The organism is Emticicia sp. CRIBPO (assembly GCF_009905725.1).
Classification (GTDB): Bacteria; Bacteroidota; Bacteroidia; order Cytophagales; family Spirosomataceae; genus Leadbetterella.
The window spans coordinates 96,801-115,789 of sequence record NZ_JAAAKV010000013.1; the positions used below are offsets into that span (position 1 = coordinate 96,801).

The window sequence follows — 18,989 nt, forward strand, 5'->3', positions numbered from 1 at the left end:
AGTATGAAGACATTATTTACATTGATTTTAGTTTTTATCGGCACGGTCACCTTTGCCCAGAATATTTCAGGGACAGTCACTGATGCAGAAACCAAAAAACCACTATTCGGAGCCACTGTAAGTGTAAAAGGCAAATTGTCAGGAACAATTACCGATTCAGATGGCAATTTCTCATTTAAAACTTCTCAGAGTTTTCCTTTCACTTTAGTGATATCGATGGTAGGTTATGACCGCCAGGAGATCGATGTTAAAAATGATGCTAAAATTAATATAGCCCTGAAAACGGGTTCAGAATTACTACAACAAGTGGTAATTTCTGCATCCCGTGTGGAAGAGAACATCCTGAAGTCACCGGTGAGTGTTGAAAAAATGGACATCAGACAGATCCAGCAATCGCCTTCTGCCAGCTTTTATGATGCCCTGCTCAATGTCAAATCTCTTGACATGGTTACCAGTGGCCTTACCTACAAGCAAATCAACACCCGCGGGTTTAACTCTACAGGTAACAGCCGCTTTCTGCAATTGATAGACGGTGTTGACAACCAGTCACCAGGTCTCGGCTTTTCAGTAGGTAACCTTTTCGGCTTGTCAGATATTGATGTGGAAAGCGTAGAGCTTATCCCGGGAGCTGCCTCGGCACTTTATGGTCCGGTGGCTTTTAACGGAATGCTCATGACCAAAACAAAGAATCCTTTCGACTATCAGGGTCTTTCAGTACAGACGAAATTCGGTATCAACCATATTAATGATGATGCTGTTGGCGTAAAACCTTTTACAGACGTGGCAGTAAGATATGCGAAGGCTTTTAAAAACCGTTTTGCATTCAAACTAAACGCTTCTTACCTGAAAGGAACAGACTGGCATGCTAATAACTATACAGATATTGACCCGAATACTCCGGCCAACCTGCGTGGTGACAATAACCCGGGCAGAAACGCCCTGAATATTTACGGAGATGAGGTGGCTCAGACCATAGAAGGTATCGGGAGGGTTTCGAGAACCGGATATGAAGAGAAAAGCCTGGTGGAATATGATATTTATTCAACCAAGCTTAGCGGAGCACTACATTATAAAATTACAGAAGGTCTGGAAGCTATTTATCAGATCAATTATAGCCAGGGCGTAGGTAACTATACCGGAAGCAGCCGTTTCTGTCTGAAAGATTTCAATCTTACACAAAACAGGATTGAACTTCGTGGCAGCAGGTTCTTTATCAGGGCTTACTCAACGGCCGAAGAATCTACAGATGCCTACAACTCAAGGTCATTGGGTCAGTTGATCAACAGAACCTGGGTAAAAGACCTGTCGGGTAATACGGTTGCTCCGAACGCGGCAGATGCTACCTGGTTTAACCGTTACACAGCCGCCTTCAAAGGAAACGTTAACGGCGTCAGTGCAGCCAGCCATGCAGCGGCAAGAGCCTTCGCTGATCAGGGTCGCCTGGTGCCGGGTACTGCTGAGTTCGAAACCCAGAAGCAGAAATATATTGATACCAAAGGCCTACAGGGAGCTGGGGTTCTAAGTAACAGTAAGCTTTATCATGTCGATGCCCAGTATGACCTGAGTGACCTGACGAAAGTGGTTAACGTATTAGTAGGCGGTAGCTTCAGAAAATACGACATGGAAACGAACGGAACACTGTTTGAAGACCTGGTAAATAAAGTGAGAGTAAATGAATACGGTGTTTTCCTTCAGGCCAACAAATCTTTGTTAAGCAACAAGCTGAAACTTACGGCGTCGGCTCGTTATGATAAGAATGAGAACTTTGACGGAAGCTTTACCCCGAGAGCCTCAGCGGTATTTTCGCCTTCTGACAAACATAATTTCAGAGCATCGTATCAGACCGGTTTCCGTAACCCGACCGTGCCTGATCAGTACATTAAGCTGAACGTCGGACCTATCATTATCCTTGGTGGAGCTCCTGCCAACAGCGTCGGAACAGGTGCTTATGACAATTCATTTACAGCGGCTTCAGTCGGAGCTTTTGCGAGTGGTTTTTCAGCAGACCTGGCTAAAGGCGTTGCTTTCCCAACTGCAGTGGCCAATAACAAGGATAAACTGGTTAAATCAAACGTAGCCTATATCAAACCGGAACAGACAAAAGGCTTTGAATTCGGCTATAAAGGATTGTTCGGAGATAAATTGCTGGTGGATGTCAATTACTATCATAGCAGTTACAACAACTTCCTGATCAACCAGGTAGTGATCAAGCCTAAAAACAGCCAGGTACTGGCAAACGGAGCGATCAACATCGCTGCAGCACAGGAGATCCTTGGCGGAAGTACACAGGCTTATCAGTTGTATACCAATGCTGCGGATAAAGTAGCGGCTCAGGGGGCTACTTTAGGTCTTACTTATTTCCTGCCTCAGAATTACCGTTTAGGGTTCAATACCACCTGGTCTGATTTCAGCATCCTGGATGCCAACCCGAATAACATCCCGGCATTTAACACGCCTAAATGGAAAACCAACCTGACAGTGGGTAATGCAAAACTGACCGAAAACTTAGGATTTAACGTAGCCTGGCACTGGCAGAGCTCTTTTGACTGGTACAGTACTTTCAACGAAAACCGTCCGGGCACTATCCCTGCTTACAGTGTGATTGACGCTCAGGTTTCTTACAGGGTTCCCTCGATAAAAACAACGGTTAAGCTCGGGGGTAATAACATCGGTAATACCTACATTTCCCAGGCATTCGGTTCTCCGGGAGTTGGAGCTTTGTATTATGTTTCACTTGTATTTGACGAATTATTCAGATAATCTGGCAACCGGCAGGGGTGTGCCCTGCCGGCTTTCTCAACTTTTAGCACATGAAAATTTTAAAGAAATGAAAATTAAAAAAACATCCGCCATTTTCCTTTACCTGCTTTTAGCAGTCATACTTAAGTCCTGCATATTTGCTTCAAATTCGAATGATGAGATGGTCAATATTCTTTCAGCGATAAACAAGCAGATGAATGTCAAGGAAAACACCTTTTACCCTGGTGCTGAACTGGCATTTTTTGATTCCGTTTCCAGAACTTTAGAAAATCCGTACATGATTGCCAAGGCCAATTATTATAAAGGCAGTGCTTTCCTGAAATTAGGCCGGGAAAAAGAGGCTATAGCCGAGTATGAGAAGCTCTTGAAAGATATGGATCACAATAACGCATCGTATGACGAATTGCTTAAAAATTACGCCATTGCCTGCATGCGTCTGGGAGAAAGAGAAAACTGTGTGAGAGATCACAGTGCTGAGTCCTGTGTGATTCCTATCAGGGGTATGGGGATTCATAAAAACAAAAACGGTTCAACGAAGGCCATTGATGCTTATGCGGAGTTGCTTACGAGAGATCCGCTGGACTATGAATCAAGATGGCTGATGAATGTGGCTTATATGACTTTGGGAGAATACCCTCAGAGTGTGCCGAAGAAATGGCTTATCCCGGATCTGAATAAGGATAAGTCGGGGTATGCCCTTCAGCCGTTTGTAGACGCCGCCCCGGGTTTAGGCCTGAACATGCGGAATACTGCGGGCGGGGTGATTGTGGAAGACTTTAATAATGACGGGTACCTGGATATCATCACTTCTGACTGGAGTCTGGAAGGGTCTATGCACTACTTCAAGAATGACACCCACGGCAGGTTTATTGACGTTTCAAAACTGTCGGATCTGAGCAGGTTTAAGGGAGGGCTGAATATCATACAGGCTGATTACGATAACGACGGGGATGTGGATGTATTTGTTTTGAGAGGAGCCTGGATGGGAAAATTCGGAGAACAACCCAACTCATTGCTGAGAAATAACGGAGATGATACTTTTACCGACGTGACGATTGAAAGCGGCTTGTTTTCTAAGAAGCCTACCCAGGCCGGAGTCTGGAGAGACTTTAACAATGACGGATGGCTTGATTTGTACATCGGGTATGAAAGTTTTCCGAACGGAGGCCTGGTGTATCAGAATGAGCTGTTCATCAATAATAAAAAAGGCGGGTTTGTAGAAGTGGCCGGTAAGGCAAATTGCCAGATCATTGATTATGTGAAGGGTGTAACAGCCGCTGATTATAATAATGACGGAAGAGAAGATATTTTCCTTTCGACCATTGGCGGGAGCAGGGTTTTGCTGAAAAATATGGGCAATAAAGATGGTATCCCTCAGTTTGAGAATGTTACCCAATACGCAGGACTGGCGGATGTCGTGATTCAGACTTTCCCGACCTGGTTCTGGGACTATGACAACGATGGCTGGCAGGATATTTTTGTTTGTGGTTACCAATTCGGTAAGTCAATCGCCCACTCAGCCGGAACAGAGGCCCTGGGTGTGCTGAATCAGTCAAGCAAGATGTATTTATACCATAATAATAAGGATGGAACATTTACCAATGTTTCTGAGGAAGCAGGTTTAGGAAAATCGGTTTTTGCGATGGGCTCTAATTTCGGAGACATTGACAACGACGGATACCTCGATATGTATCTTGGAACGGGTAATCCTGAATATAAATCACTTGTACCGAACAGGCTGTTCAAAAACACCGGAGACGGCCGTTTTGCGGATGTAACCGTATCTGCCAGGGTCGGAAACCTTCAGAAGGGACACGCCGTGGCGATCAATGACATGGATAATGACGGTGACCAGGATATTTTTATAGAAGTAGGCGGTGCTTATGTAGGAGACGCTTATAACAACTCACTTTATCTGAATCCGGGTCAGAACGACAACCGGTGGATAAGTCTCAGACTGGAAGGTACTGAGGTCAATCGTTCGGCCATAGGCACCAATGTTAAAATCAGTTTCAGGGAAAATGGCGTTAAACGTGTCGTTCACCGCAATGTTAACTCAGGTGGCAGCTTCGGATCAGGCTCTCTGAGAAGAGACATCGGTATCGGGCAGGCTACGGTGATTGATGAAATCGAGGTTTCATGGCCGGGTGGTAAAAACAGAAAACAAGTATTTAAGAACGTTAAACCGAATCAGTTTTTAAAAATCAGGCAAGGAAGTCAGGAGTTGAAAAGTGAAGGCATAAAAGAAACAGTCTTTAAGTATGCCGGATCCAATATCCCCATTTGCGAGCCAATAAAAATGAACAGCAAAATGCCTCTTTAAGGCCCCTGTACCCTGAATTATAATATGAAAACCCAAAACAGTAAAAGTACCAAGCTTGGAATAGCTTTCGCGATTTGTATGATCTGCTATCTTTTAGGTGGCACGGCTTCTACTTTGATGTCGGTTTATTTACCCGTGGCCATTCCTGATCTGATGGGCAGAACCCCCACGGAAAGTGAGCTGGGTTCTATAGGAGCCTATCTGAACGCCTCGTTTATTTTTGGATGGATGGCCGGAGGTCTGATTTTGGGTATTGTAGGAGATAAAATCGGAAGAGTCAGGACCCTGGCTTTTTCGGCTGTATTATATGGATTATTTACTTTGTTGACAGCCTCTGTGGGTTCATGGCAGATACTTCTGGTCTACCGTTTCCTGACTGGTTTCGGAGTAGGCGGGGTTTTATTGGTAAGCACCGTCTATATTTCTGAGATCTGGAAAGAAAGCGGCCGCCCGGTAGCCTTGGGCATCCTGGCTGTTTCATTCCCGATAGGGATTGTGCTCACCGGAGGTTTGAATGTAATTTTCAAACACTGGAGTTCTGCCTTCTGGCTGGGAATTATCCCCCTTATCCTGGGCTTGATCGCCTGGTTTACTTTGAATGAGTCTGAGAAATGGGAGAACCTTGCCTACAGCAAGAATAAGGAAAAGGCTACTTTTTCAAAAGAGTCACAAGGCAACCTGGCCATCGGATCGTTGATATTCGGTTCGGTTCTGATCGGCCTGTGGGCGATATTCTCGTGGCTTCCGACCTGGGTACAAAGTCTTCTGCCTTCAGGGTCAGACGGTCAGAAAGAAAGAGGCATCACCATGATGCTGCTGGGAATCGGAGGTATCCTCGGAGGAATGATCTCGGGTTTTCTGATCAAAAAACTGGGAGCAAAGAGAACCCTGGCCATGACATTCTCCGGGTGTTTTATTGCCTGCGTTATCCTGTTTCTGACCAACAAGACTTTTACCCCTGTCATTTATCTTGAAACAGCTTTCCTTTCTCTTTTCTTTGGCATCAGCCAGGGGAGTTTGTCCGGGTTCATACCGGAATTGTTTCCGGTTAACATCAGGGCTACGGCCACAGGTTTTTGTTTTAATATCGGCCGGTTTTTTACTGCCACAGCCGTCTTTTTTGTAGGCAGCCTGGTAGCTTTCTTCGGAAGTTTCGGAAATGCCCTGTTGTCGTTTTCGCTGACTTTCCTGATGGCTCTGGCCGCTATTTTATTTGCCACGATCTCGACAAAAGCCGAATAATCAGAATTTAAAAAAAATATAAACAGTACATAAAATGTCGCATATCCCATTAGAAGAAGGCGTACCGGGTATCAGAAGCCTGGTGATGTACAGACCGGATACAGGTAAACCTTTGTATGAACTCGCTCAGGTGCTGCTGAGAGACGAATCTCCTCTGAGTCCTGCCGAAAGAGAACTTATAGCTACTTATGTTTCGCATAAAAACACATGTAAGTTTTGTGCCTCAAGCCATGCAGCAGCGGCCAGGTATTTATTTGACCAGGAATCAGGCGTTGTAGACCTGGTTCTGGATGATTATCAGTCAGCACCGATCTCTGATAAACTGAAGGCATTGCTTACCATTGCCGGGAGGGTACAGGAAGATGCCCGCACTGTAAGTGATGAGGACGTGGCCCTGGCCAGAAGCTTTGGTGCCAATGACCGTGATATTCACGATACCGTATTGATTGCCGCTACTTTCTGTATGTTTAACCGTTATGTCGACGGGCTCGCTACGCTCACTCCTACAGAAGATGCTGCTTATGCACAGATGGGTGAGAGAATGGGGACTATTGGCTATGTATTACCTCAAAAACCTGCCTGATGGCCTATATTTCACTGGATGAAGCCTTGCCTGGCATGCGTGGGCTGTTGAGTTACAGACCCGTTATTGCTCCGCCTTTAATGAGCCTGATGCAGGTGCTTATGCGAAGCAACGAAGGCCTGAGCATGGGAGAGAGGGAAGTTATTGCTACTTATGTCTCTTCACTTAATGATTGTTATAACTGCCACAGCGTCCATGGTGAAGTAGCTCAGTGTTTTTATGAAAGCCAGCCTGACCTGATTAGTCAGATTAAGGCAGATTTCAGATTTGCTGAAATATCTGATAAGTTCAAGGCCCTTTTGGACATTGCAGGAAGTGTGCAGAAAGGTGGAAAATATGTTACCGAAGCACAGGTCAGCAAAGCTAAGGAGGAAGGGGCTACTGATCTCGAAATTCACGATACCGTATTGATTGCCGCCCTTTTCTGTTTCTATAACCGTTATATAGATGGCCTGGGGATTGTTTCGAAAGATACCCCGGAATCATTGAAACAAAGAGGTAAAATGATGGCTGAACAAGGCTACGGGCATTGATTTCAGAGAATGGTACCAAGAAAAGAGAAATTACGATGCTAGAAAGAGTCGGTCTTTGATCACTAAAAGATTTAATCACAAATCACCCATAAAAATGGCTCATATAAAAGTAGACGAACAATTGCCGGGTATCAGGGGGCTGATGGATTTCAGGCCTTTAACGGCCAAACCTTTGAATGCTCTGGCAGACGCACTGCTCCGTACAGATGAAGGCCTGAGTAAAGGAGAAAGAGAGCTGATTGCCACTTTTGTTTCTTCATTGAACGATTGTTTTTTCTGCCAGAATATTCACGGAGCTGTCGCAGGGTATTATCATCCTGAAGACGAGGACCTCGTGGATAAGGTAAAAAGGGATTATAAAAATGCTCCTGTAACCGAGAAAATGAAAGCTCTGCTTTCTATAGCTGCCAATGTTCAGAAAGGTGGGAAATTTGTATATGAACAGCAGGTGGAAGACGCCAGGGCACTTGGGGCTACAGACATTGAAATACATGATACGGTTCTGATAGCGGCTGCGTTTTGTATGTTTAACCGTTATGTGGACGGTTTGGGTACCTTTGCCCCGGACAATCCCGGAATGTACCGCGAAAGAGCCAGAAAAATAGTCGAAGAAACGGGCTACGGAGGCTCATCACCCAAATAAAATCGCATTAAAAAAAAAGCCACGGCATGCCGTGGCTTTTTCAATATGTATTAAGTTAAATTCCTCCTCCGTTAACCTTTCTGCTCAAAATTAATAAAGCTTGGGAAACTTAGCCGGCAATGCCTCTCTCATTAAAGCATAAGCCTCATCAAAGATGATCTCTGCGTTTGGTTTTGAGAAATAATCCCCGTCGGAACCGTAAGCCGGGCGATGTTCTTTGGCACTGATAGCTATCGGTTTTGAGTCCAGGTAATGATAAGCGTCCTGTTTGTCCAGCACCTGCTGCATCATGTAAGCAGACCCTCCTCCCGGCATGTCTTCATCCGCAAAAATAACCCTGTTGGTTTTCTTGATGGATTCCAGGATGCGGTTGTTGATGTCAAAAGGAAGCAAAGTCTGTACGTCAATGACCTCCGCATTAATGCCGACTTCCTGCAGCTGATCGGCAGCATCCATTACAATGCGGCACATAGAACCGTAAGTAACGATCGTAATGTCTGATCCTTCCCTGATCACTTCGGGAATTCCCAAAGGCTCGCAGATATCTGCCAGGTTTTCCGGGCATTTTTCTTTAAGGCGATAACCGTTGAGGCATTCGATAACCAGGGCTGGGTCGTCACCTTTGATAAGGGTATTGTAAAAGCCTGCTGCTTTAACAAAATTACGGGGCACGATGATATGAATACCCCTTAAAGCATGAAGCATAACAGACATAGGTGAGCCTGAATGCCAGATACCTTCCAGACGGTGTCCGCGGGTTCTGATGATCAGCGGAGCAGCTTGCTGACCGAATGACCTGTATCTCAGGCAGGCCAGATCGTCGGTTAAGGTCGGTAATGCGTAGTAGATATAATCGAAGTACTGTATCTCAGCGATAGGTTTAAGTCCACGCATGGCTGCACCAATACCCTGACCGATAATGGAGGTCTCACGGATACCCGTATCGGTGATTCGCAGTTCGCCGTGTTTTTCCTGTAAACCTGCAAAACCCTGGTTTACATCACCGATTTTTCCGACATCCTCACCCAGGGCAAATACCAGGGGATTATTTTCAAAAAGACTGTCGAAATAGAGATTGATGATTTCCCGGCCGTCTTTTAACGGACTGGTAGGCAGGTATTCAGGAGCTACTTCCTTCACCAGCATGGGTGAAGTAGGATATTCACTGTAAAGATGTGAACTGTACCTGTACTCGTTTTTCTCTTCAAGTTTTTTGATTAATCCCTGAAGCTTTATTTTAAAACTCTCTTTTTCCGAGAGGGTTATTCTGATCAGTTTTTTGAGGGCTGCTATGCCATCTTTTCTTAACAGGTTAGGATTTTTCCCTATCGAGAGCTTGATCTGACGTATTTCTTCTTTTCTGACGCATGTTTTTTCTGCTTCATTGAGAATATCAAAAACAAGCCTGTTTTCTGTATCAATAGCCGACCTGTAGGCAGTCCAGGAGTCTTTTCTGGCGTTTTTAGCCACTTCTCCGGCTTCGGCTTCTATTTTTTCCAGTTCGCTGGTTTTGGCATAGCCTTCTTTAAGTATCCACTCCCTGAATTTGCTGTTACAGTCAAATTTATCCTCCCAGTTCAGACGGTCTTTTGATTTATACCTTTCATGCGACCCGGATGCCGAATGGCCTTGCGGCTGGGTCATTTCAGTGATATGAACCAGTACAGGAATATGCTCGTCCCTTGCAAATCTGGCGGCCTGCTGATAAGCCCTGAGGAGTTCGGGATAATCCCAGCCCCTGGCCTTGATAATATGTATACCATTTGACTCGGCGGTTTTCTGAAAACCCGCCATGGCTTCTGAAATGCTGCTTTTGGTAGTTTGATACTCAATCGGCACAGAAATACCGTATCCATCATCCCACACAGAAAACACGACAGGAATCTGAAGGACGCCCGCAGCATTAACCGATTCGAAAAACATTCCCTGGGAGGTAGAAGCATCGCCGATGGTAGCGAAACACACTTCGTTACCATTAACAGAAAATTTATTCTGATTTTTTAATGCCGGATTGTTCCTGTAAAGTTTGGAGGCATAGGCAATTCCTATACTGCGGGGAATCTGCCCGGCTGTTGAAGAAACATCCATGACATTGTTATACATGTCTGTCTGGGGCAGCCATTCACCGTTGTCATCGATCCATCTGTTGCCGAAGTGGGCATTCATGGCCCTTCCTCCGGAGAAAATGTCATGCTTGACGTCGGCATGGGCATAAAGTTGTGCATAGAATTGTTGCCAGGTAAGGCCGTCTACAGCCGCAACAAAGGTCTGGTCGCGATAATAACCGGACCTGAAATCTCCTTTACGGAAAACTTTAGACATGGCAATCTGGGCAATCTCTTTGCCGTCTCCGAAAATTCCGAATTTGGCACGGCCCATAAAAACATCTTTCCTGCCTAATAAACTGACTGCCCTGCTTTCACAAGCCAGACGATAATCATCCAATAATTCTTTCCTTGAGATAATAAGATCAGATGAAGTGTAATACTCAGTCAATAATTCTCCCATAGGGCGCAATTGAATAATTAGTATGACAACTATTTTTTGTAAAAATACGATTTTTTTTTGAGTTTACAATATGCAGGGGCAGGTTTGGTTCTTTGTTAATGCATTGTTAAAAATTTGCAGATTGTCAGAAGTTGGGCTTTTATTTGCGTATAAATTAAAGAACAAGAAAGACTTAAATTAGAATACCAAAACAAAAAACTGTTAAAACAATGAAAAAATTCCTTTTTACCTTGATGGCCATTGTGGCTTTTGCAGCGGCATCAAATGCTCAGGCACGTGCTAAATTTAACAAAGAAGCTCATGATTTCGGAAAATTGAGCGAAGGTCCGATCGCGACTTACAGCTTTGAAGTAACCAACACCGGTACTGCTCCGTTGATCATTAACAACGCTCAGCCTTCATGCGGATGTACTACACCTGAATGGCCTAAAGATCCGATCATGCCAGGTGCTAAAGGGCTTATCAAAGTAGGTTATAACACTGCGGGTCGTCCGGGTAACTTTACCAAAACCATTACTGTTACCAGCAATGCTGAAAACGGAACTGTAATTCTGACCATCAAGGGGTCTGTTAATGCCAAAGGCAGCGGATCCAGATAATATATTCCTGTATTAATTTTAAGGCCATTCATCTAAAAATGAATGGCCTTTTATTTTTTTTGAATTTTTAATCTTTTATATTGAATTTCAAAAAAAACGAAGAAACTTATGACCATACTATGCATTTGCACATTCTTTAAAGGGGCCGAGTTTTTAAGAGCCTCCAAAGCCGAGGGCAACACCGTTCTGCTTCTGACCAACAAAGCCCTTGAATACAAACCCTGGCCCAGAGAAAGTATCGATGAGTTTTTTTTTCTTGACAATGTTGAAAACAGCTTTGACACCTACAGGAAGATCATAGACGGGATGTCTTTTTTGATGAGATCAAAAAAAATTGACCTGGTGGTGGCACTGGACGACTTTGATGTGGAAAAAGCAGCATTGGTCAGGGAACACTTCAGGATTCCGGGAATGGGTCAGACCACCGCCAGATATTTCAGGGACAAGCTGGCCATGCGTGTGCAGGCTGAAGATAAAGGCATCGCTGTGCCGGTGTTCAGTCCTCTTTTTAATGACGTTGAAATAACAGAGTATTTACATAAAACAACCCCGCCATGGGTGATCAAGCCCCGTTCCGAAGCTTCTGCGGCGGGAATCAAGAAAGTCTATGCGTTTCAGGAAGCCTGGGACACCGTTCACAGCCTTGGAGAAGAACGCCACAATTTCTTAATAGAGCAATTCAAGCCCGGTGATGTATACCATGTAGATTCCCTGATCATTGGTGGTGAAGTGGTCTTCAGCCGCTGCAGTCAGTACCTGAGTACTCCTTTTGAAGTAGCCCATGGTGGCGGGATTTTCGGGTCGGTCACTGTTGAACATGCTTCTCTGGATGAACAGGCCCTTACCCTGGTTAATTACCAGGTGATGAAGGCTTTTGGTATGAAATTCAGTGCTTCGCATACCGAAGTCATCAAATGTTATGAAGACGGCAACTACTATTTCCTGGAAACGGCATCCAGGGTAGGTGGGGCACATCTGGCCGAGATGGTCGAGGCTTCTTCAGGCATAAACCTGTGGAAAGAGTGGGCCAAGATAGAGACTTCTGTGGCAGAAAATAAACCATATACCCTTCCTCCGGTTGAAAAAATGTATTCCGGGATCATTATTTCCCTGTCCAGTCATCAGCATCCTGATTTATCGGCCTTTAATGACGAGGAAATTTACTGGAAAATGGATGATGAATACCATGTCGGTCTCATTGTAAAATCAGACAGCAGGGCCAGGGTAGTTGAGCTGCTGGATAAGTATGCCAGGATGATTTATGACCTGGGCTATCATGCCTCTGCTCCCGCACCGGATAAACCGGTTCACTGATCACCGGCTCTTTCCTGTTCTACGATATACCGGACAGCTTCTGCTTTGGAGTTGATCTGCAGTTTTGTATATATATTTTTGATATGCGTTCTGACCGTGTGCGGGCTGATAAACATGGCTGAGGCAATTTCCTGATACGAAAATCCGTTGGCAAAGGCTTTCAGGATCTCCGTTTCCCGCTTTGATAAAATACCGTTGGATTCACTGATGACTTTCGGTTCCGGTTTACCTGTTTCCGGTATTTCTTCGGTGCGGAATAAAAAAGCCCTTATCCTGAAAATCATGGCCACCGACAAAATGATGATTTCGATCAGGAAGCCGACCAGGTATGCATAAGGCTGTACAATCCAGAAATTGAACACCGGGTTAAAATACTGGGGGATGATATAGGACAGGATAGGAGGGATGCTTGCAATAAGGTAAATCACCGCCATTTGATTTCCGGAGGTGCTGTAAAGAATAGAAACCAGAGACCAGACCAGGATGATAAGGATAAATATCCGTCCTAACCAGCCCCAGATCAATAAGAAGGTGTCGCCGGCAGCATTCTGCCAAAGCGGACTGAATATCGATGGTATCAGTAACACCCAGAAAAAAATGGCCAGAATCCTTAGTCCACGCTCCAGGTAAGGCTTTGAAGTAAGGGAAAGTTTGGTAAAAGAAAGAATGAACAGGGCTGTCCAGAAAATGGAAGAGTAATTAAAATAAGGATAAATGTTATAAACGCTGTTCTGAAATATTCCTTTCGGGACATATTCATAAAAATAGCCCTCAAGGTTCAGGAAAATAAGCATGAGGCTGATGACATACATGCCGTAGTAATTGAAAACTTTCATTTTTGAAACAAATCCGATCGTAAAATTGAGGATGGCGATCAGGAGGAAAATGCCCAGGAAAATACCCCAGAACAAATTGGACATCCGTTCGCTTTGCTCAAAAGCATCTTTTTCCCAGATGATCAAAGGGAATTTATTGTTATTAAAAAGATTCCGCCCTTTGAGGTAAACCGTGTAACGATGGCCGGGTTGTATTTTCAATGGAAAAACAAAATCGCGATGCGGATAGTACCTCCCGGTCAGGGGAGTTTTGCTGCTGATTTCTTCAAACTTATCCACGATCTTATTTTCTTCAAAAAGATAAAAGCTGATTTCATCAAAAATGGCAGAATTGACATGGAGAAGAAATTCATTGGAAACAGTCCCCGAAGTACTGAAAGAAAACCTGACCCAACAGACAGATTTACCCCACCCGAAATTTGGAATGGTGGTTTTGGAAAGTGAAAAGGGCTGCTGAGTGATTTCATGAATGGTCAGAGACTGGCTTTGGTCCTTAAAAACGAACAGACTGTCTTTTAAAATTTCTTTTTGCTGCCGGTTGTCAACTACATATTCAGCAATTCCCTGAAGAGGAAAAGCAAGGAACAAGATGATTAATAGCAGGTTTTTAGGTAACATTAATGCAATTTAGTCAAAATACCACATTTGAGGTATTGAATGAATCGCAATTTTTTTGGTGGTTTGTCAAAGCTAAACAAGTGGTCTTCCAGACACAGACCAGGCTGATTAAAAAAACACTGCCATGAAAAAAACTTTATTCATCTGCTTATTATTTCCCACTTTCCTGATGGCCCAGATCGGCTCCAAAGTACCATCAGGCAAAACTTCTCTCAGTGGCAAATGGACCAATAACCAATTCGGATTTGCGATGATCCTGCAATTGAATCAGGATGGAAGCGGAAGCTTTGACGGAGAGAAAATAACCTACACCAGCACTTCCAATATCCTTTCCGTAAAACAGGACGGTGAAACCACCCGGTACAATTACTCACTTCAAGGCGGGAAACTTACCCTATCCGGAGGCGACCTGGACGCCCCCCTGAGTTTTTCCAGGGACGGCACGTCTGTTTCCGGCCCTGCACCGAATTCGACAACCTTGGTGAAGCCCGGTAATACAAAAAATACAGCGGCTGGTCTTACTGGCACCTGGAGCGGAAATGGCGAAACCATGGTTTTTCAGGCCGGGGGAAAAGGATTGTACAATGGTGTTGCGTTTAATTACACCACCAGCGGTGATGTTCTGACCATTTCAAGTTCATCCGGGTCTTCGGATCTTCAATTCGCAGTTAACGGAAACTATCTGACGCTCAGTGGAAACGGAACTACCGTTATGCTCCAGGGTGGGACGGCCTATTCGGCACCGTCCGGCAATAACCAAACCTATGGACAAAACTCGGGAGGGTCATATAGCCAAAATTCCGGAGGTGGAATTGACCAGAGTATTGTAGGTAAGTGGTGCTGGGTCAATACTTCGTCCACCTATTCCAGTAGCTACAACAGCAGTAAATGTATTGTCATTAACGGAAACGGCACCTATGAATACTATGCAGAAGGTTCAATCAGCGGGTATGGAGGCGGCGGATACGGGGGTTCAAGCAGCCAGAGTTCAGACAGCGGCACCTGGCGGGTATCAGGCAATGCTATCCAGGTGCAGTCCAGGTCTGAAGGCAATAAAACCTATTCTTTTCAAAAAAGAAATCATCCTAAAAACGGAGATCCTATGATAGTGATTGATGGAGATACCTATGTGAGTTATTATAAAAAATCGCCTTGGTAATGAGCAAGATACCATTTAAGCAAAAACCTCCTGAAACATTTTTTCAGAAGCATTTCAAGCTCATTTTTATCATGACAGGATCACTTTTCTTCCTGGCGGTCCTCTGGATTTTCTACTCCCAGTCCCGCTTTATGAAGACTGCGGAAACGACTACGGCTGAGGTCGTTGATTTTGAAATACCCCAAGGGAAAAGGTTGCCCCAACCCATATTTGAATATTACACACCGGATAACCTGAAGCACACTTATCATCATCCCGAAGGTACCAATCCTCCGTCTTATCACATAGGAGAAAAGACCACCCTCTATTATGATCCTCAAAATCCTGAGGATGTCATGTTGGGTTACAGTTATATCGCTATGGCCATCTTAAGTTTTATGGGCCTGATTTTCCTGGTCATTGGCCTGGCTTCCAAACGCGTCACATTTAAACTAAAATAAACCATTATTATCCCATGAAATACGTCATATTAACATTCATCCTGGTAGGGGTATTGCTTTTGGGCATATCAGGGTATATTTTCAATTCTAACCGGAGTTTTGCTAAAAAGGCCATCGAAAAGACCGGAGTGGTGGTTGACTATGAATCTTCGGGGAGAAGGTCACGGGGAATGGCCCCGGTGATTGAGTATCAAACCAAAGACGGATCTTTCAGGTTGTATTACCACAATGTTTATACTACCCCGCCTTCTTATGAGATCGGTGAGAAAGTCCAGATACTCGTAAATCCCGACGAAGACCGTGATGTCAGAATTAAAGGAGAATCCATCGTTTTCTGGATATTATTCGGGCTCGGATTTGTTTTTATGGCCTTCGGGGTTGTTTTCTTTTTTGCTTTCAGAAAAGAGATCTGATAAGTCCCCGGTTTTGAAGAATAAATCATTTTTTTATTACATAAGTGGTATTTCAGGGCTTGGTCAAGCCTTTAAAAGTATGAAGGTTATGCCTGTTTATACTTTACAAAAGTCTGTTTTTTCGATGAATAAGCCGCGGAGCTGAATGCACTCATCTACACTTTACTATTTTTTGTCTCCGTGATTGAAAGAGATCCGGCAGGTTAGCCGGCATTTGAACGGGGCAACATCTATAAAAAGTGCAAGGTTTGGAGACATTTTTTTCAGTTTTTATCGGAATTATGAAATTTTTTTAGTTATTTCGCACCCGAAAAAGAAGACTAATTGATGAAACTTTATTTTTATCCGTCATTCTTCTCTTTGTTATTAATCAAAAAAATCATCATAAATAAACATGGCATCAGTTAGACCAGACGAAGTTTCGGCTATTTTGCGTGAGCAACTGGCAGGCTCAAAAACCGAAGCGGAACTCGAAGAAGTTGGTACCGTACTCCAGATTGGTGACGGTGTAGCTCGTATTTACGGACTTTCAAAAGTACAGGCCGGTGAATTGATAGAATTCGAAAACGGCCTTAAGGCTCTTGCCCTTAACCTTGAAGAAGATAATGTTGGAGCGGTATTGTTGGGAGACTCATCAGGGATCAAAGAGGGAGCTACTGCAAAACGTACAGGTGAAATCGCCTCTATCAAAGTAGGTGAAGGCATCGTTGGACGTGTAGTGAACACATTGGCCGAGCCGATCGATGGTAACGGTCCGATTCAGGGAGAAACTTTTGAAATGCCTTTGGAGCGTAAAGCACCGGGTGTTATCTATCGTCAGCCCGTAACAGAACCTCTTCAGACAGGTATCAAAGCTATTGATGCGATGATTCCGATCGGTCGTGGTCAGCGTGAGTTGGTTATCGGTGACCGTCAGACAGGTAAAACAGCTGTTTGTATTGACACCATCATCAACCAGAAAGAATTCTACGACAAAGGTGAGCCGGTTTACTGTATTTATGTAGCTTGTGGACAGAAAGCCTCTACGATCAAAGCTGTTGAGCAGACTTTGCGTCGTTACGGAGCTATGGACTACACAGTTATCGTTGCTGCAGGTGCCTCAGATCCTTCTCCAATGCAATTCTTCTCTCCGTTTACAGGTGCTGCCATCGGAGAATATTTCAGAGATACTGGCCGTCCGGCTTTAGTAATATATGACGATTTGTCAAAACAAGCGGTAGCTTACCGTGAAGTTTCATTGCTTCTTCGTCGTCCTCCGGGACGTGAGGCTTATCCAGGTGACGTATTCTACCTTCACTCAAGATTGCTGGAACGTGCTGCGAAAGTCAACGAATCTGACGAAATCGCACAGGCAATGAACGACCTTCCTCCTTCATTGAAAGGGAAAGTAAAAGGTGGTGGTTCATTAACAGCCCTTCCGATCATTGAAACTCAGGCAGGTGACGTTTCGGCTTACATCCCGACTAACGTAATCTCAATTACTGACGGACAGATCTTCCTTGAGTCTAACTTGTTTAACTCAGGTATCCGTCCTGCGATCAACGTAGGTATCTCGGTATCACGTGTAGGTGGTAATGCCCAGGTTAAATCGATGAAGAAAGTAGCAGGTACTTTGAAACTGGATCAGGCTCAGTTCCGTGAATTGGAAGCCTTCTCTAAATTCGGTTCAGACCTTGATGCTGCTACCAAACTCGTTATCGAGCGTGGTCGTCGTAACCAGGAAATTTTGAAACAAGGACAATATCAGCCGGTTTCTGTAGGAGAGCAAATCGCTATCATTTATGGTTCGATCAACGGAATCATGGATAACGTTCCTGTAGAACGCGTAAAAGAATTCGAAAGCGAATTCCTGACTTTATTGAAGTCAACCAAACCGGAATTTGTAAGCAGCCTTGCTGCAGGTAAACTTGATTCTGAAATTACAGACTATATTGTAAAAACAGGAAAAGAGCTTGCTTTAAAATACGCTTAATTCATTTGAAAATCCGGATGACTGATTCAGTCGTCCGGATTAAATAGTTTTCAAAAGGATATACCATGCCTTCATTAAAAGAAGTAAGAAACAGAATAGGTTCGGTTAACTCGACCATGCAGATCACCAAAGCCATGAAAATGGTGGCGGCTGCAAAATTGCGTAGGGCTCAGGATCGCATCCTGCAGATGAGACCTTATGCCAATAAGCTTAATGACTTAATCTCAACCGTTTCGGCTAACACTGAAGTGGGTTCTCAAAGTCCTTACACTCAGGTACGTGAACTTAAAAACGTATTGATAGTTGTTGTCACTTCCGACAGAGGTCTTTGCGGAGCTTTCAATGCTAACATTGTTAAAGCGACTACCGCTTTTATCAATGAAAAGTACCCTTCTTTAGTAGCAACCGGTAATGTAGAGATACTTGCTTTAGGTAAAAAAGGTGGAGAGGCTTTTGCCCGCAGAGGTTTTAAAGTAAACACCCATCATACCGATATTTTCACCAGACTTAGTTTTGCTTCTGCCCGTGCAGCTGCCGAAGAAGCCATGGCTGATTTTGCTGAAGGTAAGTATGATGAAGTGGTATTGGTCTTTAATGAGTTTAAAAATGTAGCTACGCAGATTATCCGTACCGAGCAGATGCTTCCTCTTGTTAAGAAAGAAGAAGAAACTGCCGCCGTTTCTGCGAACGCTGATTACATTTTTGAACCTTCAGAAGAAGAAATCATCCTTGAGCTGATTCCTAAGTCAATCAAGATGAAACTATACAAAGCAGTGCTGGAATCTAACGCTTCTGAAAATGGTGCCCGTATGACGGCCATGGAAAAAGCCACAGAAAATGCCGGAGACCTGCTTCGTGATCTGAAAATTGAATATAACCGTTCACGCCAGGCGGCCATTACCAAAGAGATCCTTGAGATCGTTGGTGGTGCGGAAGCTCTCAAAAGTGCGTAAGACGATTTGAAATATTGTTAGAAAAAAAGACTTACCATTCATTTGGTAGGTCTTTTTTTTATTAAAATCAAAAACTAAAGAATTTGATTCACG

At 44.1% G+C, this 18,989-nt stretch carries 15 protein-coding genes; 13 read left to right on the top strand and 2 right to left on the bottom strand.

Features of this window, described 5'->3' with window-relative positions; translation table 11 throughout:
• The first annotated feature begins 3 nt into the window (after window positions 1–3).
• From GVN16_RS22945 to GVN16_RS22970, 6 genes are all read left to right on the top strand, one after another.
• Complete coding sequence (locus GVN16_RS22945) at window positions 4–2,760, top strand: TonB-dependent receptor (protein WP_166566299.1); 2,757 nt, start codon at window positions 4–6, stop codon at window positions 2,758–2,760.
• Between the two features lie 67 nt (window positions 2,761–2,827).
• The gene (locus GVN16_RS22950; protein WP_166566300.1) at window positions 2,828–5,083 is read left to right on the top strand and encodes an FG-GAP-like repeat-containing protein; all 2,256 of its coding nucleotides are present in this window, start codon (window positions 2,828–2,830) and stop codon (window positions 5,081–5,083) included.
• A gap of 24 nt (window positions 5,084–5,107) precedes the next feature.
• Window positions 5,108–6,325 carry an MFS transporter gene (locus GVN16_RS22955; protein ID WP_166566301.1) on the top strand — a complete coding sequence of 406 codons (1,218 nt, stop codon included), beginning with the start codon at window positions 5,108–5,110 and terminating at the stop codon, window positions 6,323–6,325.
• Window positions 6,326–6,359: 34 nt separating this feature from the next.
• Window positions 6,360–6,908: a carboxymuconolactone decarboxylase family protein gene (locus GVN16_RS22960; protein ID WP_166566302.1), complete on the top strand. Its 549-nt coding sequence runs from the start codon at window positions 6,360–6,362 to the stop codon at window positions 6,906–6,908.
• Window positions 6,908–7,441: a carboxymuconolactone decarboxylase family protein gene (locus GVN16_RS22965; RefSeq protein WP_166566303.1), complete on the top strand. Its 534-nt coding sequence runs from the start codon at window positions 6,908–6,910 to the stop codon at window positions 7,439–7,441. Before GVN16_RS22960 ends, GVN16_RS22965 begins: the two co-directional genes overlap by 1 nt.
• A 94-nt stretch (window positions 7,442–7,535) precedes the next feature.
• On the top strand, window positions 7,536–8,084 hold the full coding sequence (locus tag GVN16_RS22970) for a carboxymuconolactone decarboxylase family protein (protein ID WP_166566304.1): 549 nt from the start codon (window positions 7,536–7,538) through the stop codon (window positions 8,082–8,084).
• 90 nt (window positions 8,085–8,174) lie between these two features.
• Here GVN16_RS22970 and GVN16_RS22975 read toward each other — a convergent pair whose 3' ends face one another.
• A complete protein-coding gene (locus GVN16_RS22975) occupies window positions 8,175–10,592 on the bottom strand; it encodes a thiamine pyrophosphate-dependent enzyme (RefSeq protein WP_166566305.1) in 2,418 nt (805 codons plus the stop codon).
• A 209-nt stretch (window positions 10,593–10,801) separates the two neighbouring features.
• Here GVN16_RS22975 and GVN16_RS22980 point away from each other — a divergent pair, with 209 nt between their 5' ends.
• Window positions 10,802–11,191 (top strand): DUF1573 domain-containing protein, encoded by a 390-nt coding sequence (locus tag GVN16_RS22980; protein WP_166566306.1) that lies wholly within the window; start codon window positions 10,802–10,804, stop codon window positions 11,189–11,191.
• Between the two features lie 108 nt (window positions 11,192–11,299).
• The gene (locus GVN16_RS22985; protein WP_166566307.1) at window positions 11,300–12,505 is read left to right on the top strand and encodes an acetyl-CoA carboxylase biotin carboxylase subunit family protein; all 1,206 of its coding nucleotides are present in this window, start codon (window positions 11,300–11,302) and stop codon (window positions 12,503–12,505) included.
• Here the strand turns inward: GVN16_RS22985 and GVN16_RS22990 are convergent.
• Window positions 12,499–13,959: a 7TM-DISM domain-containing protein gene (locus GVN16_RS22990; RefSeq protein WP_166566308.1), complete on the bottom strand. Its 1,461-nt coding sequence runs from the start codon at window positions 13,957–13,959 to the stop codon at window positions 12,499–12,501. The two genes, GVN16_RS22985 and GVN16_RS22990, sit on opposite strands and share 7 nt — an antisense overlap.
• A 124-nt stretch (window positions 13,960–14,083) precedes the next feature.
• Here GVN16_RS22990 and GVN16_RS22995 point away from each other — a divergent pair, with 124 nt between their 5' ends.
• The 5 genes from GVN16_RS22995 to atpG all read left to right on the top strand — a co-directional run bounded on the left by GVN16_RS22995 (window position 14,084) and on the right by atpG (window position 18,896).
• Window positions 14,084–15,118 (top strand): hypothetical protein, encoded by a 1,035-nt coding sequence (locus GVN16_RS22995; protein WP_166566309.1) that lies wholly within the window; start codon window positions 14,084–14,086, stop codon window positions 15,116–15,118.
• A complete protein-coding gene (locus tag GVN16_RS23000; RefSeq protein WP_166566310.1) occupies window positions 15,118–15,558 on the top strand; it encodes a DUF3592 domain-containing protein in 441 nt (146 codons plus the stop codon). The genes GVN16_RS22995 and GVN16_RS23000 overlap by 1 nt, the downstream gene beginning before the upstream one ends.
• A 14-nt stretch (window positions 15,559–15,572) precedes the next feature.
• The gene (locus GVN16_RS23005) at window positions 15,573–15,971 is read left to right on the top strand and encodes a DUF3592 domain-containing protein (RefSeq protein WP_166566311.1); all 399 of its coding nucleotides are present in this window, start codon (window positions 15,573–15,575) and stop codon (window positions 15,969–15,971) included.
• A 394-nt stretch (window positions 15,972–16,365) separates the two neighbouring features.
• The gene (gene atpA, locus GVN16_RS23010; protein ID WP_166566312.1) at window positions 16,366–17,943 is read left to right on the top strand and encodes a F0F1 ATP synthase subunit alpha; all 1,578 of its coding nucleotides are present in this window, start codon (window positions 16,366–16,368) and stop codon (window positions 17,941–17,943) included.
• A 65-nt stretch (window positions 17,944–18,008) separates the two neighbouring features.
• Window positions 18,009–18,896, top strand: a complete 888-nt coding sequence (atpG, locus tag GVN16_RS23015) for an ATP synthase F1 subunit gamma (protein WP_166566313.1) — start codon at window positions 18,009–18,011, stop codon at window positions 18,894–18,896.
• The last annotated feature ends 93 nt before the right edge of the window (window positions 18,897–18,989 follow it).

Bases quoted from the DNA above. Each gene is read 5' to 3' on its own strand.
- GVN16_RS22945 (WP_166566299.1), top strand. From the start codon at position 4: ATGAAGACATTATTTACATTGATTTTAGTTTTTATCGGCACGGTCACC.
- GVN16_RS22950 (WP_166566300.1), top strand. From the start codon at position 2,828: ATGAAAATTAAAAAAACATCCGCCATTTTCCTTTACCTGCTTTTAGCA.
- GVN16_RS22955 (WP_166566301.1), top strand. From the start codon at position 5,108: ATGAAAACCCAAAACAGTAAAAGTACCAAGCTTGGAATAGCTTTCGCG.
- GVN16_RS22960 (WP_166566302.1), top strand. From the start codon at position 6,360: ATGTCGCATATCCCATTAGAAGAAGGCGTACCGGGTATCAGAAGCCTG.
- GVN16_RS22965 (WP_166566303.1), top strand. From the start codon at position 6,908: ATGGCCTATATTTCACTGGATGAAGCCTTGCCTGGCATGCGTGGGCTG.
- GVN16_RS22970 (WP_166566304.1), top strand. From the start codon at position 7,536: ATGGCTCATATAAAAGTAGACGAACAATTGCCGGGTATCAGGGGGCTG.
- GVN16_RS22975 (WP_166566305.1), bottom strand. From the start codon at position 10,592: ATGGGAGAATTATTGACTGAGTATTACACTTCATCTGATCTTATTATC.
- GVN16_RS22980 (WP_166566306.1), top strand. From the start codon at position 10,802: ATGAAAAAATTCCTTTTTACCTTGATGGCCATTGTGGCTTTTGCAGCG.
- GVN16_RS22985 (WP_166566307.1), top strand. From the start codon at position 11,300: ATGACCATACTATGCATTTGCACATTCTTTAAAGGGGCCGAGTTTTTA.
- GVN16_RS22990 (WP_166566308.1), bottom strand. From the start codon at position 13,959: ATGTTACCTAAAAACCTGCTATTAATCATCTTGTTCCTTGCTTTTCCT.
- GVN16_RS22995 (WP_166566309.1), top strand. From the start codon at position 14,084: ATGAAAAAAACTTTATTCATCTGCTTATTATTTCCCACTTTCCTGATG.
- GVN16_RS23000 (WP_166566310.1), top strand. From the start codon at position 15,118: ATGAGCAAGATACCATTTAAGCAAAAACCTCCTGAAACATTTTTTCAG.
- GVN16_RS23005 (WP_166566311.1), top strand. From the start codon at position 15,573: ATGAAATACGTCATATTAACATTCATCCTGGTAGGGGTATTGCTTTTG.
- atpA (WP_166566312.1), top strand. From the start codon at position 16,366: ATGGCATCAGTTAGACCAGACGAAGTTTCGGCTATTTTGCGTGAGCAA.
- atpG (WP_166566313.1), top strand. From the start codon at position 18,009: ATGCCTTCATTAAAAGAAGTAAGAAACAGAATAGGTTCGGTTAACTCG.